4 protein-coding genes are annotated in these 15,067 nt (G+C 72.3%); all 4 read right to left on the bottom strand.

The features are described from left to right. Positions 1–85: 85 nt before the first annotated feature. On the bottom strand, positions 86–1,108 hold the full coding sequence (locus BKK79_RS29230) for a FecR family protein (protein ID WP_084085309.1): 1,023 nt from the start codon (positions 1,106–1,108) through the stop codon (positions 86–88). A 105-nt stretch (positions 1,109–1,213) separates the two neighbouring features. Then, complete coding sequence (locus BKK79_RS29225) at positions 1,214–1,720, bottom strand: RNA polymerase sigma factor (protein WP_071021589.1); 507 nt, start codon at positions 1,718–1,720, stop codon at positions 1,214–1,216. Next, entirely contained in the window at positions 1,717–2,508 is a 792-nt protein-coding gene (locus BKK79_RS29220; RefSeq protein WP_157128547.1) for a hypothetical protein, read from the bottom strand. Before BKK79_RS29220 ends, BKK79_RS29225 begins: the two co-directional genes overlap by 4 nt. A 156-nt stretch (positions 2,509–2,664) precedes the next feature. Next, the gene (locus BKK79_RS29215) at positions 2,665–15,033 is read right to left on the bottom strand and encodes a filamentous hemagglutinin family protein (protein WP_071039556.1); all 12,369 of its coding nucleotides are present in this window, start codon (positions 15,031–15,033) and stop codon (positions 2,665–2,667) included. Between the last annotated feature and the right edge of the window lie 34 nt (positions 15,034–15,067).

Raw genomic sequence — 15,067 nt, 5'->3', positions numbered from 1 at the left:
ACGTGACACCCACGCGGCGCAAAGACGCGAGGAAGCCGGCGACGCGCGTCACGCATCATCCGGCGCTCATGCACGGCAGGGAGGTTCAGCTCAGGATGAGCAGGCCGCCCGGCAGCGCGCGGGCCTCCAGGTCGAAGCTGTGCTGCAGCTGGGCCAGGGCCCGGTCCAGCGAGGCGATGTAGAAGCTGCCGCTCACGGGCATGTCGCGTACCGCGTCATTCACCAGCACGACGCGCCCCGGCCGGTAACGGTTGATCTCCGCCAGCACCAGGCTCAGCTTGGTCTGCCGGAACACCAGTTCTCCGCTGCGCCAGGCCGAGACGTTGAGCGGATCGATGCTGGCGATGCCGGCAATCGAGCGGCCGTCATAGACGGTCTGCTGGCTGGCCTGCAGCTCGCGCACGCCGGCCGGATGCGCCACCCGGACCTTGCCTTGGAGGCAGGTCACGCAGACCTTGCCGTCCAGGTGGCGGACCTCGAAACGCCCGCCATCGGCCACGCTCTGGCCGCCGGCGGCGATGACGCCGAAGCGCTGCCCGCCGGCCGGCAGGTCGATGGCGGCCTCGCCCGCGAGCAGCGCGATGCCCGGCACGCCCTCGCGCGTGGCCTCGCGCCGGATCCGGGTCTGGGTGTTCAGCATGACGTTGACCCGGCCGGCCAGCGTGACGGAGCGCTGCTCGCCGGTGGCCGTGCGGTAGTCCGCTCCCCAGCCGTCGAGCGGCGGCCACAGCCCGCCGGGGGGATGCACCAGGGCAACCGCGGCGACCGCCGCCGCCCCGGCCGCGGCGGCACCGAGGAAGGCGCGCCGCCCGGCTTGCGATCGCGTCCGCTGCGCGGCCTGCGCATGGAAGCGCGCCGCCTTGGGGCTGCTGCGCAGCAGTTCCGCCGCGGCCGGCTGGAAGGCTTCCCAGCGCTGCCTGGCGTCGGCGAACGCCGCCTCGTGCGCCGGGCTGGCGTCGAGCCAGTGCTGGAAGCGCTGCGCATCCCACTGCTTGACGTCCCCGGATTTGAGCAGGCGCAGCCAGACCCAGGCCTGCTGGCGCAGCGTGTCGGTCGGGGCGGTGCGGTGGTCGGCGGATGTCTTCATCGTGTGACGGGGATCGGCCATGCCGAAGTGCTTTGGCGGGCGCCTGCCGCGCGGCAGCGGGCACGGTCGCCGGGTCCTTGCAGTGCTAAGACGATTGGCCGCCGCGCACTCCGCAAACTTTTTTGCTCACCGCTCCATGCGGGCCACCAGATAGTCATGGGCGTATTTCAGTTCGTATTCGACGGTGCGCTTGGAGCAGCCGAGGCGCCTGGCCACCTCTTCCTGCGTCAGGCACTCCAGGTGGACCAGCAGGAACACCTCGCGCCGGCGTGGCGGCATGCGCTCCAGCAGCCTCGCCATGGCGGCCAGTTCGGAGCGTCCCTCGGTGGTCTGCGCCGGCCCCGGCAGCGGATCGGCGAGTTCGATCAGCGCCTCGACCTCGTCGAGCGGCAGGGAGCGGCTGCCCCGGCGCAGGGCGTCCACCGCGATATTGACGGCCATCCGCACCACATAGCTGCCCGGACTGCGCACCGGCGAGGCTTCGGCCGGGTCGGCGCTCAAGCGCACCCAGGCATCGTGCAGGGCATCGCCGGCCAGGTCGCTGCTGCCCAGCAGGCGCGTGACGCGCCGCTTCAGGCTGCCGTAGTGCCTGGCCAGGTAGTCGGCGAGAACCGGACGGGTTTCCTCGGTCATGGTGGCTGCGCCCCGCTAGCCGGCGCGCAGCGCGGCCCGGCATCGGGTCCGCGGGCCGCGCGGGGCAAGATCAGCATGATCACGGGCTGCGGCAGGTCGGCGGGCGGCGGCGCACCAAGCTGCACGCGCTGCAAGGCGGCCACGATCGCCGCGTCGCGCCGCGCGTCGCCGCTCGGGCCGAGCAGTTGCACGGCGCGCAAGGCACCCCCCGCGTCCACCCGGAAGCGCAACAAGGATCGGTATGTTCCCGGAGCAGTACGCGGATTGCTGCACAACGCCTCCCAGACACCCGTCTGAACCAAGCCCGGATACCCGGTCAAGTTACCCAGGCCAGCGCCGCCGCCGGCCGGAGCCGCGCCAGCCGCCTTCAGCACGAAGGCCTTGCCCGTACTGCCTTCCACCGTCTCGGCGATCAGACCGGTCCCTTCCAGCAGCCGCTGCAGTGCCTCGCCGGGCGGATACGGCCCGTGCACCGGCGACGACACCCGCCCCGCCACGATCTCGCTGCGGAACAAGGCCGGTTGCCGGGTCAGCAGGGCGTACTGCCGGAGCGCGTCGGCCAGGGGCTGTGCCGGGATGTCGAACGCAAGCGGCGGCGTTGCCGCATCCGGCGCCGGGATATCGGCGCCCGCGGAGGACGGCGCATGCTCCTGCGCCGCGGCCGCCGGAACGCCCAAGCCGCCCACGCCGCTCAAGCAACCCGCCAGCGCAAGCACACGGAGCGACGCCAAGCAGCCTGTCATGTCGAGAAGGAAATCGCCAACGCCTCGCGAGAGCGGGAAGGACAAACCCTCGCGAAACGCCGGGAACGTTACTTACGCGACATGACACGGCTGTGACAGCAGCATTTCAGCGGTACCGGCGCACCAGGACGGCGGGCAAGGCGCCGCTTCCCCGGAGGCAAGGCGGGGCAGCGGCGCGCGCCGGCCGGGTCCGGACCCGGACTAGAGTCCGAGCGAGCGCCGCTCCGCCGCCGTCAACTGGCTGCGGGCGGCCTCGCCCAGGCGGGCATCGCCCAGCACCTGGACCGCGCTGCCGGGGCGATAGGTCATGGGCTTGCCCGCCTGGGGATCTGCCTGCCCGCTGCCGGGCTGGGCTTCTCCGCCGGTGCCCAGCATCCGCACCGTGAAGACCGATGGCATGGCCTGGCGCGCCGCCGCGCGCTCGCGCTGCACAGCGTCCTGCGCGGCGCTGGCCGCGCTGCCGGCGACCGCGCCGGCATTGGCCAAGGCCGACACATTGACCGCGGCGATCACCGGCAGGCCCGTCGCCTTGCCGTTGCCGACGATGTTGGCGGCATTGACGATCTGCAGCGCGGCGAAGTTGGCGCTGCCCGAGAAACGGATGCCCGCCTCCCCCGCGTCGATCGTGCCCAGCGGCGCCAGCAGGTCGAGATCGCCGGGCGGCACCTCGGGGATAGGCGCCAGCGTGGCGATGCCCGCGCCGGTGCTCGGCACCTGCGGGGACAGCTTGACGTCGCCGAGGTCATCGTAGACGCGCCTGGGCGGCGTGTAGACCACGGTGGTCTTGCTGCCGCGCCCGGCGTTGATATCGCCCGCGGCCGACCAGGCCAGGATGCCACCGCCGTAGGTGGTCATGATGCGCGACAGGCCGAGCAGGATCGAGCCCCGGCTGAACAGGCGGATGTCGCCGTTCCCCTGCGTCATCACCCCCGCGCTCGCGGGCGGTACCTCGCCCTGCACCCCCACCACGATCTGTCCGCCCGGCGCCAGCATGTCGATGCCGCCGCCGAAGTCCGTGCGGACGCCGGAGCCGCCGAACAGCGTGATGCTGCCGGCGCGCTCGATGGCCTGGCCCCGGGCATCCTGGTCGGGGAACAAGGTGGCGATCATATTGCGGCCACGCAGGTAGCTCTGGTAGCGGCGGCTGGCGGGATCGTTGTATTCGCGTCCGCCCGCCTTCAGTTCGTCGAAGTAGACCTGCCGCAGGAAGATCGCCTGCTGCTCGGGCGCCAGGCCGTTGAAATAGGCCAGCGCCCGTTCGCCGCCGGCGTCGTAGCCGTAGCGCGCCTTCAGCCAGGCGCCGAGTTCGCCCAGGTAGGTCTTGGCTACCTTGCCCGGCTGGTCGGCCAGGGGCGCGCCGGGATCGGCCAGGTTGGCGGGATCGAGATAGCGCCTGGCGATGGCGGCATAGTCCGGCCCGTTGGCGCCGGCGCCTGCCGCGAGGGCGATCGAAGCGCCCGGCCGTGTGTCGCCGCCGGCAAGCGGGCCGATCGAGGTGACGGAGGCCTTGTCCGCCTGGTAGAGATTGCGGCCCGCCGAGATATCGAGCGTGCCGGGTCCCGCGACCTGGAAATTGGACAGCTGGATGTCGCGCCCCGCGCGCACCACGGAGACGTCGGTCGCGTTGGCGTGGTAGATCAGGTTGCCCTGGGACGGCGAACCGTAGCTGGCACTGGTCGGGAAGACGGGCTGGCCGGTCGGCGAGAGAAACATGGCCGGCTCGCCTGAGCCGATGATGTCGCGCCCGGCAATGATCCGCACCGGCTTGGCGGCGACATGCCACTTGTCGAGCTGGTAGCGGGACACCGAGGTGCCGCCGCTGGTGTGGTCGAGCAGTTCGCCGGTGCGCAGGCCGATGATATCGCCCTCCACCGCGTAGAAACGCTGCGGCGAGCCGTCGCCGGCGTGGAGGTCGCCCTGCACGGTGTTGGGGCCGAAGGTGAACAGGCCCAGCGGGCTCGCCCGGCTCTCGCTGTCGGCGCTGAGGTTGCCTACCGGCAGTTGCCGACCCATGCCGAGGAAGGCCGGATTGGCCGGCGTGGCGATCGCGGCCGGGTCGGCGCCCGACATGTCCACGGCCGAGCGCAGCGCATAGATCGAGTCCCGCGCCAGCAGCTCCAGCTCGCCGGTCGCCGAAGGCGCCAGGATCAGCGACGTGACGACGGGATTGATGGTGTCGCGCGGGGCGCCGTAGTAGATGCTGCCCTGCGCGGCCGTGGCGCGCAGCGTGGCGGGATACTCGCGCCTGGCCCGCTCGCCGAGCAGCACCGGCGTCAGGTTGCCGCCCGCGGCGAACAGGTCCACCGCCGTGCGGCCGGTCCACAGCGAGAACCAGCTACAGCCGCCACCGGCGAAATCGGTGCGCACGCCATCGGCCACCAGGCTGTACGGGGTCGTGTTCTGCTGCTGGGTGCGGCCGGCGTCGTCGGCGCCGCTGAGCACCAGGTCGCCGCGCGAGCGCAGCGTGGCGGTGCCGTCGCCGAGCGTGAGGTAGGGGCCGCCGAAGGGCAGCCCCTGGTTCGGTTCGTTGCTGGAGAAGGCGCGGGGATCGCCCGGCAGGGCATAGTTCCACACGCCATAGCCGAGGTCGATCCGGCCGATCGACCCGGCCTGCACGTCGATCGCGCCCCGCACAGCGGTGATCACGCCTTCGCGGCCCGTGAAGATGCTCGGCTTGCGGTAGGAACTCATCGGATTGAGCGCCCCGCCGACACTGAGCGCGATATCGCCGCCGCCGGTCTGCACCAGGCGTCCGTCCGGCGCCACCCGCCCGCTGCCGCCGACCGCGATGGTCAGGCCCTGGCTGGCGTAGGCGACGGACGAACCCGGATCGACGATCATACCGGCATCGCCGCCGGCGCGGATGGCGACATTGCCGCCGCCCAGCGCGCCGAAGCCCGTGAAGCCGACCATCTGGGGCGCATTGCTGGCCACGTCGCCGGAGTTGATCGGCAGCGCGTAGGTGCCGAAATTGACCCACCAGGCGGTGGGCAGGCCATAGGCGGCCCCGCCCTGCCGCCACAACCAGTTGCCGGGCATGGCGGAGGTGTTGGCGCCCGCCACGCCGTAGCCGGTCACATCGCCCTGCGCGGCGATGTAGAGGTTCCCGCCCGCCTCCGGATACCAGGCCTGGTAGGGGCTGCCCGCCCCGCTCACCAGGGACTCGTAGGCCGCGCCGGCGCTGCCTAGCACCCCGGAGGCGCCGCGCGGGACGCCGCGCGGCTGGTTGTAGGGATTGGACCCATCGGCGGCCAGGATCGGGGCGGATTGGGTGCCGGCGGTGTAGACGCCGTACAGCGACTTCATGGCCACGCTGCCGCCAGCCAGCAGATCCAGGTCGCCGGTGCCCGTGCGCACCACGCTGATGGCCTTCAGCGTCTGGTCGATGCCGGTGAAATGCTCGTCGTCGAGCACCAGGTCCCCCTTCCGGGCCGCGCCGGTGCGGCGGCTGTCGGCGGCGAGAAGATCCGCGCCGGCCGCCAGCCGCATCGACCAGGACTGCGACCCGGCGGGCAGCATGGGGGACACCGCCCACACCCGGCCCGGCTCCGGCCGCGGCGTGGTCGACGAGAAGGCAAAGGGGCTGGGAATCCCCTGCGGCAGCATCAGCAGCGTCGTGCTGGCACCCGCCGGGACGGTGTCGCCGTTGAAATACGCGCCGCCATCGGTGGTGAAGACGAGGCAATCCCAGCAGTCCGCGGGGACCTGGTAGCTGCTCTCGAACTGCCACGGATCGGAGCTGTTGATGGCCTGCGGCAGCGGATCGCCGATCTTGACGGTCGTCGCGATGCGCCAGCCATAGTCGTCCGGCGTGGCCGGGGGCGGCGCGAAGCCGTCGTTGATACTGCCCTTGACGACCAGGTCGCCGCCCGCACGGATCACCAGCATCCCGGGCTCGCCCGAGCCGCGCGCCGCGGGATTCGCCGTGGGGCCGTAGCGATAGCCCGACAGGTCCAGGTCGCCGTCCACCAGCAGGTTGCCATCGGGCGTGGCACTGGCGATCTCGACCCCGGGGCGCAGATGATAGGCCGCGCCGTAGGCTTTCAGGCCGGCCAGGCGCGCCTGCAGGGCCGGGTTGGCCAGCGCCGCGTTCTCGAATACCGTGCTCCGCTCATGGATGGCATCGAGATAGGCCTGGGTGATCCGTTGCACCGGCCTGCCGTCGCTGCCCGGGGTGCCGGCGGGCGCGTCGGTATAGCGCCAGAAGCCGTTGACCGCGAGGCTCCTGGCGCCGTCGATGGCGACCGGGCCGGCGACGTCGATGGCGATGTCGCCGCCGCTCTCGCTCAGGCGCGGCGCATTGAAGGTCACCATGCCGCGCGCCACCCCGTCGGCCGAGCGCACGTCGATGGTGGCACCCGGGGCGAGCGCCAGCCGCCCGCCGCTGGCGGTGAGCTCAACGGTGGCGCGATTGCTCGCATCGATGGGCTGGCCACGGCTGTCGACGCGCAGCCTGGTGCCATGGGCGTCCAGCACCGCACCGGCCCCGAGCACCAGGCCGTCGCGCGCGCTGAGCCGGATCGTCCCCGCCTGCGCGCCGCTGGCATCGATGCGTCCGTTGACAGCGAGGCTGCCGCCGTCCACCGACAGCGCGACGCGGTTCGCCTTCACCTCGCTGCCCACCGCGAGGTCGCCGCGCTTGAGCTGGAAGTCGCGGCCGCCGAACACCCCGCCCCGGTTCAGCATCTCGTTGAGCGCGGCGAAATCGGCGATGCTCTGGGCGCGCAGATCCACCGCCGCGTCCCCATAGGGCATCCTCGTTCCGCCCATGTCGCGCTCGCCGCTGGCCTGCCCGAGGATGGCCCCCGCCAGCGCGATGGTGCCCTGGCCGGCATCGAGCGCGCTGGCCGACAGGCTGCCGCCGCTGTTGTTGATGGCGGAGAGGTCGATGACCGCTCCGGCCTGCTGCCGGATATCGCCGTGCGCGCTGGCCAGGACGAGGTCGCCGCCCCAGCTGTACTTGGTGACGTCGATCATCTTGAGCGCGCGCCCGGCCAGGTCGATGCGTGCGCCATCCGCCAGGATCAGGTCCTGGTCCGCCGCGAGCGTCAGCTTGCCGCTGGGCAGGGCGATGGTGCCGGCGATCCGCACACTGCCACCCTGCAGCCCGATCTCGGCCCCGGTGACATCGGTATGCGGGGCCGCCGCGCCCTGCGGGGCCACCAGCGCGAGCGCGCCGCCGGCCTGGATGCGGTTGATCGAGGCGCCCTCCCCGGTGAGCAGCGGGGTAACGAGATTGAGATCACCACCGTGATAGCTTCCATCCGCCGCGCGCGACTGGTAGACCGACAAGGTGTTGCGCTGGTTGGCGGTGATGCGGTCCTGCGCCAGCAGGTTCACCGTGGCGAAGCCCAGCGTGGTGCGATCCAGGGTCAGCTGCGTGTCGGGCTTGCTGAACGGCACATAGCCGAATTCGATGCGGTCCGCCGCGATGGTCAGCGTGCCGCTGCCGGTGCCCGCACCTCCGGGCACCACCGCGGGAGCCGCGGCACTGGCGCCGGCGTTTCCCGCGCCGGTCCGGACCCCGTTCCAGATCAGGGTGCCCGTGGTGACGGAAGCCTTATCGCCGCTCGCGCCCGAGCCATAGATCGCCGGCGTGTTGAACACCAGCTCCGCCAGGCTCGACTTGCCGGTGACGGGATCGATGGTGTCGATGCCCGCCGGGCCGAAGAAGTTGATCGACTGGCCGGCCGAGAGGATCAGCGTTTCCAGCTTGGGGATGCCGGCGCCCCGGTTGCCCTGGAGCAGGCCGTCCAGCACCGCTTGGGAGAGGCTGAGCCCGCCCGGCAGCACGCCGGCGGCCCGTGCCGCGTCGAGCGCCGAGGTCTCGCCGATATTGATGTTGGCCAGCCCGAGGTTCAGGTACCTGGCGCCATAGCGCGCAGCGGGATCCAGCACCAGCGCGCCCCGCGCGCCGGTCGCCAGCGTCAGCGCGCCTTCGGCATAGAGTTCCGCCGCGCCGATGCGGATGCCGGGCCCGGCGCCGTTGCCGGCCGTCACCGACACGTTCAGCAGCCCGTTGGACACCGATACCAGGTTGGTCTGGAACAGGTCGTCGTTTTCCAGGGCCGTGATATAGCCCGCCCCGGCCGAGTAGGGCGTTGCACGTCCCTTGCCGATGCTGCTCAGCACCGCGCCATCCTCGACCGTGATGCCGCCGTGGCTCGCCACCAGCATCACTTCCGGCGCGGACAGCACGGCCCCCGGGCGCACCACCAGCTCGCGCGCACCGGCCGTGATCACCATGCTGGAATCGCCGGCGTACCTGGCGTAGCCGCCGATCAGCAGGCGCGCCGCGCCGATGCCGTCGAGCGTGCTGTCGACCAGGGTCAGGTAGCCCGCCGTGCCGGCCTGGCCGGCATGGACGACCTCGATCTTGCTGGTGGCGCGCTCGCCGAAGCGCGCGGTGAAGGTGCCGCCCTGGCCGCCTTCGGCGGGCGTGAAATCGGCGCTGCCGGCGAAGGTCAGGGCCGGCTTGTCGCTGGGCGCGCTGCCCAGTTCGGGGAAGCGGACCTCGAGCGACTTGGCGTCCCGCAGCAGGTAGGGGATCGCGGCGCCGGAACGCGCCGCATCGGCCATCAGGAAGGCCTGCAGGCCGGTCTCGTCGTACTGGGCATAGCGCCGCACCGTCTTGCCGGGCGTGACGATGAGCTGCGTCGCCAGCGCATCGCTGCGGCCGGTGCCGGCCACGCCCAGGCGGCCCTGCACGATCCAGCTGCCATTGCCGGCGTCAACCGTCCGCTGCGCCGCGGGGCCGACATGGCCGCCCACTTCGACGCGGTACGCGCCGGGCATCAGCGCATAGCGCGCCGGCATCAGCGTATAGGTGCCGCCGGGCAGCCCGGGCACCCCGTCCGGGATCGTGACCTGCTGGCCGGTCGCGGGCAGTGCCCCCGCGCCGCCGCCCACCGGCGCGGCGAACGGCTGCGCCCCGGGGACCAGCGCGTAGACCGGGCTGCCGGCACGGCTGTAGCCATGGCCCGGCCCCGCATCGGCGAGCGCGGTCGCCAGCACGTCGACCGAGCCGCCGCGCCCGCTGATGAAAGCCGAGCCCAGCAGGTCGCCGCCGCCGGACAGGTCGATCACCGCCCCCGCCTGGACATCGTTGGCGCGGCCCGACAGCACCACCCGCGCTTCACTGATCACGGCCTGGGTGACGCGGTTGCCGTCGTTGCTGAAGACCAGGCCGTCGACCGTGCCGCCGTAGGGCATGGACAGGTGCCTGGCGCTGACCGAGGTGATGCTGCCTGGCAGCAGGGTCACGGTATCGGCCACCACCGCGCGGTCGTAGTTGTTGCCGATGCCGTTGCTGGCTTCGCCGAACTGGATCGCCCCCATCGGCGCGCGCAGGATGCCGCCCTGCTCGATCGCCGGCGACCAGATGCGCACGCCGCCGAACAGGGAATAGGGCATTTCCGGCACGGTGTCGGTGGTACGGCCGATGCGCACGCGTTCGGTGGCCTTGATGGTGGCCCAGTCGGCGAAGTTGGGGATGCGGCCGATGGCGCTGCCATAGGGGTAGAGCTGGGCGGCATCGAGCTCCAGCAGGCGGGTGCCGGTCACGCCGCCGCCCAGGCGGATGTCGCCCCGGCTGGTGAGCACGGCGGTATCGAAGCCGGGCGCATCGTAGGCGCGGGTGCCGGAAACCAGGCGGATCGATCCGGCCACGCCGTGCAGGGTGAGCTTGCCGAGGTCGATCAGGTCGGCATCGACGGAAAAGCTGGCCCGGGTCGGCAGCGCCGACACGGTCATGGTCGGCGTATAGGCCTTGGGATAGACCGGGTCGCCTTCGAGCGACAGGAAGGGCGCCGCGCGGAAGTTCACGTAGGGCGCGGCGAGGTGCACGTGCATGCCGGAGCCATCGCTCAGCAGCCCGCCGTGGTAGAGCGTCAGCGCGCGCCCGAGCGCGAGGTCGACGCTGCCGTCGAAGCGCACGAGGTCCGCGTAGGCGGTGAAGCTGTCGAAGCCGCCCGCCTGGATCTGCTCCGCGCTGATGCGGGCGCGGCCGGCGCGCAGCCCGTCGGCGGCGCCGCTCGGCTGCGCGCGCTGGCCGATCGTCAGCTCGCGGAAATAGCGCAGTTCGTCCGGCACGCTCGGGTCGCTCGAGATCACGCCGTAGCGGGGTGTCTGCAGCGTGAGGATCAAGGCACCGCCCAGGGCGCCGGAGCCGCCGGCGGCCGCGCGCAGGGTGCCGTCGAGATAGAGCCCCTGGAAGGAATGGAGCGCGATGGTGCCGCCGTTGCCCGCCAGCACCAGCGGCGCGCTGGCGCCGCCGGTTCCGCCCGGCTGGCGCTGGTCGATGGTGGTGCTGGCGCCGCTCGCCTCCAGCAGGGCGCCGGCCCGCACCACGACGAAGGCGTCGGCGGCCTGGGCGACGCCGCCCGCGCTCTCCAGCAGCGTCGGCGCGCCGATGGTGATGCTGCCGCCGTCCTGGGCGATGCCGTAGCGCCGGCCCGCCTGGTCGAGTGCGGTGAAGGCGCGCCCCGCCGCGTCGAGCACGGCATGCCCGCCGATCTCGATGACGCGCCGGCCGCCCTGCGGATCGGCGCTCGCCCCGCCGTTGGAGGCAGTGTTCACCTGGATGACGTCGATGGTGCCGCCCGGCGCGGCCAGCCTGCCGTCCACGTGGATCGGGCCGAGCGCATGGAGCGCGATGGCATGGCCCGGGTCCACCAGGATCTCCGCGCCGGTGCCGATGGATACGCCGCCACCGGGCCGTGTCCGCGCCGCGTTGGCATCGAGCGTGAGATCCGCGCCGGCCCGCTGGGTCAGCCTGCCCGCGAGCGGATCCTCGCGATGAAGCGGCGGTGTCCATATCTCCAGGGCCATGGCCGCATCGGCGCCGGTGGCCAGCTCGGGCGCGTTCGCGCCAGGGCGCAGCACCGGCACCGTCGCGGCGATGCGCGCGCCGTCCGCGACGGCCAGGCCCTGGTGGCCGTCGATCACATAGCTGGAGAAGCCCAGCCCCGTGAGGCCCGCATCGAGGTGCTGCAGCGGCCTGACCTTGACCGGGCGGGCCAGGCTCATGCCGGCAAGGATGTGCGTGCCGGCATCGAAGGTGACCGCCGCCGCCGCAGTGTCGCCGGCGCGCAGCACCGCCGCTGCCGGCTGGATCGGGATGCCGCCGGCGAAGACACCGGCCGGCACGACGTAGCCGGGCGGGAACTCGCCCGGATTGGCGATGCCGGTGATGCGTTGGCCCGCGCGCAGCGTGAGCTGGGTGAAAGGCGTGACCTCGATCGGCACGCTGTCCACCATCAGCGTGTAGGCAACGTGCTGCGCCGGCGGCAGCGTCCAGTCGGCCCCGAGCACGACCGGTGCCTCGCTGGAGAAGGCCGGCACGCCGGCCACGCGCTCGCCGGCGAGCGCGACGGTGCGGGTGTAGTGGTAGTCGGCGGGCAGGATCTCGCCGGCCCTGACGGTGAAGGCGGCGTCGGCCACGAGGTCGACCCCGACGCGCTCCCCTGCGCCCAGTTCTCCCTCCTTGGCCAGCAGCCTGCCGCCGAGCACGATCGCCGGCCCGCCCTCGACGGTCAGCTTGCCGCCGCCGAGCACCCCGTAGCCGCGGATGGTGCCGCCAAGCGCGACCGTGCCGGTGCCGTCGCTGGCCCCCGGGATGGCGTAGTCCGCGACCAGCGCCACATTGCCGCCGCGGCCGCCGGCGAGCGAGCCGCCGCTGCGCAGCGCGGCGCCGGACGAGACATCGAGCAGGGAGCCCGTCTCCAATACGACGTCCTGCGTGCTGCGCAGCGTCACCGAGCCGCCATCGATATAGGCCAGGCCGGCGAGCCTGCGCGGGTCCTTGACGGCATTGGTCCAGGTTCCGCTGGCATCGAGCACCGCGCCGCTGCGCAGCGTGATCGAGCCCTGGCTGCCGGCCAGGGAGCCGCCCTGGGTCTGGTAGACGTTGGTGAGCACGATCTCGCCGCTGTGCGCGACGATAGCGGCGCCGATCTCGCTGCGCGGTGCCGTCAGGCTGAAGCGGCCGCCGTCGGCCAGCCTCACCTCGGCCTCGACCACGGCCGGCTTGCTGGTATTGATCTCCAGGCGCCCCAGCCCGTAGCCGGACAGGCGCTGCCCGTCGAGCCAGGTGGTGTTGAGGCGGTCCGCGGCGATCGCCCCGCCGGGTTCGAGCGCCGGCCCCTGCTGGCCGGCCGCGATCCGCACGTCGGTCGCGTGGCCGCCCGCCAGGCCCAGCGCGTTGAAGTTGCCGAAGACCAGGCCGCCGCGCTGGGCCACGGCGGTCTGCGCCTGCTTGTAGCCGTCGGCGGACGCATTGCGGCGCCGCGTCTGCTGCGCGCCATCGAACGCCAGCGCGATCACATCCCCATCGACGATGGCGGTGGGCGCGCTGACGATCAGGCTGCCCGCATCGCGCCCCGCGGTGTAGCCGTTCTCGAGGCGCTGCTGCGGCGCGATCAGCGGATTGTAGAAGGCCTCGCTGGCCGTGCTGCCCCAGCGCGCGTGCTCCGTCTCGAAGCCCTTGTACACGCCGGAAAAGACCATGCCCGCGGGGGCATTCTCGACCGTGTACAGGCGCCCGTCGCTGCCCTTGAGCCAGGTATTGCGGAGATAGCCGGTGGCGACGTCCAGCGTCCCGCCGGCCAGGTTCACGCTGGAGCCCGGCTGCGTCACCACTTCCGCGCCGCCCAGCGTCACCGTGCCACCCTGGGCGGCCCATTCGCCGATACGGTGGCCCTGCTTGCCCAGGTAGCCGCCGACCTCCAGCAGGCCGCCCGCCGTGTACCAGCGCTCGTTCTGGTAGCTGCCCGTGCCGGCGGGGACATAGACCAGCCTGCGCCGGTCGATCCACACATTGTTGTTGGCCAGCTTGCCGCTGTCGCGATTGAGCGGCGAGTCGCGCAGTTCGTTGCCCTGCACGTTGACCAGCACATTGTTGGCCTCCATGGCCACGCTGACGCCGACCGCGCCGGACACGTCCAGCTGCGCCTTGTCGGCCAGGAAGCTGCGCCCGGCCGCGCTGGCCGCGATCTGCCCGCCGGTGGCCAGCGTCAGGCTGCCGCCCTCGAACACGATGCTGCCGCCGGCGACGATCTCCACGCGCGACTGGTCGCGCCGGTCGGCGAGCCTCGCATAGTTGTCGAAGGTTCCCTGGGCGGCCTGCGCGCGGATCCTGTCCTGCGCCAGCGACTCCTTGATGAGCGCATCGCGCTGGGTATCGAGTGCCGTCGTCCTGCCATCGTCCTCGACCAGGACCGCCGTGGTGGCGCCGTTGCCCAGGGTCACGCGCCCGGCGGCATCGGCGGCCGAGTTCAGCAGGTGGATGGTGCCGCGCGTGTTGACCGTGGTGGTGGCGATGGCCACGCCCTGCTGGCGCACGTCGCGTCCGGCCAGCGTGATGTCCCCCTCGCGCGCCAGGATCAGGCCGCTGTTGCCGACCGCGCCCGCGCCGCTGTCCGCCGCGAACAGCGGCGCCACCTCGTTCCCGCGCGTGGTGGAAGCGGTATTGCCCTCGGTGCCGACGCCCTTGCGGATAACGAAGCTGTCGCCGGCCGCCAGCAGGGCCTGTCCCTTCCGCGCCGTGATCTCGCCCGCGTTGTGCACCGTCTTGCCCAGCAGCAGCACATAGCCGCCGCCGGTGGTCACGGCATCCGGCTCGCGCGTGGTGATCCGGCTCCCCTGCTCCACCTGCACCGCGCCCAGCGCGTCGGTGAAGGTCGGCGTCCCGTTGGCGCCATACAGGCCGTTGCCGGTGAACTGGCCATCGCTGATCTTCGCCGCGGCCGCGACCAGGTTGCGCGTGTCCACCTGGCTGCCGCCGCCGAAGAGGATGCCGTTGCGGTTGACGATCAGCACGGTGCCGTCGCCCCGGATCCTGCCCTGGATCTGGCTCGGCCGCGCCTGCGGATCGTTGACGCGGTTCAGCGCCGCCCAGTCGGCCTGCTGCTTGAAGTCCACCGTGGTGTTCTTGCCGACGTTGAAGGTCTCCCAGTTCAGGATGGCCTTGGCCTGGGTCTGCTCGATGGTGACCGTGGTCTTGCCGTCGGCCACCGTCTGCGCCGGCGCGTTGGCGTGGATCCAGCCGCGCGTCAGGCTGTTGGTATCGACCTTCAGGCCGCCTTCGGCCAGGCCATCCGGCACCGGGGAGGCGGCGGCCTGCGCGGCATCGCGGGCGGCCTGCTGCATCGCCTGCTGGGCCGCGATGGCCTGCGCCGCCAGGTTCAGGTTGTCGATGGAGCGCTGCAGTTGCTGGCGCGCCGCCTGCGACTGCTGCTGCGGCCCGTCCGGCGTGCCGGCCAGCATGCCGTTGGGCAGCCGGCCCGTGGCGGCCACGTTGCCTTGCACGGCGCCCTTGGCCGCGAACCATGCCTGGCTGAACGCTTGCTGGGCGTGGACACTGCCGGCCGCGCCGCCCGCCACCAGCGCCAGTGCCACCGCCCGTGCGAGCGGGAGCGCGTTCGGGAGCGCGTTCGGGAGCGCGTTCGGGAGCGCGATCGAACGTGCGATCGGACGCACCGTCGTACGCCGTGGCGACGGCCCGGCGGCGATGGCCCGGGCGCCTGCTTGGCTGCGCGGCGTGGCGTGGGAAGGAAGCGTGCGAGGCGTCATGGCGGGGTTCCTGGATACGTCCGGATCGGTCTTG

The organism is Cupriavidus sp. USMAA2-4 (assembly GCF_001854305.1).
GTDB lineage: Bacteria > Pseudomonadota > Gammaproteobacteria > Burkholderiales > Burkholderiaceae > Cupriavidus > Cupriavidus malaysiensis.
The sequence above is the reverse complement of the archived record's forward strand: the minus strand, read 5'-3'. Positions and strand labels throughout refer to the sequence as shown.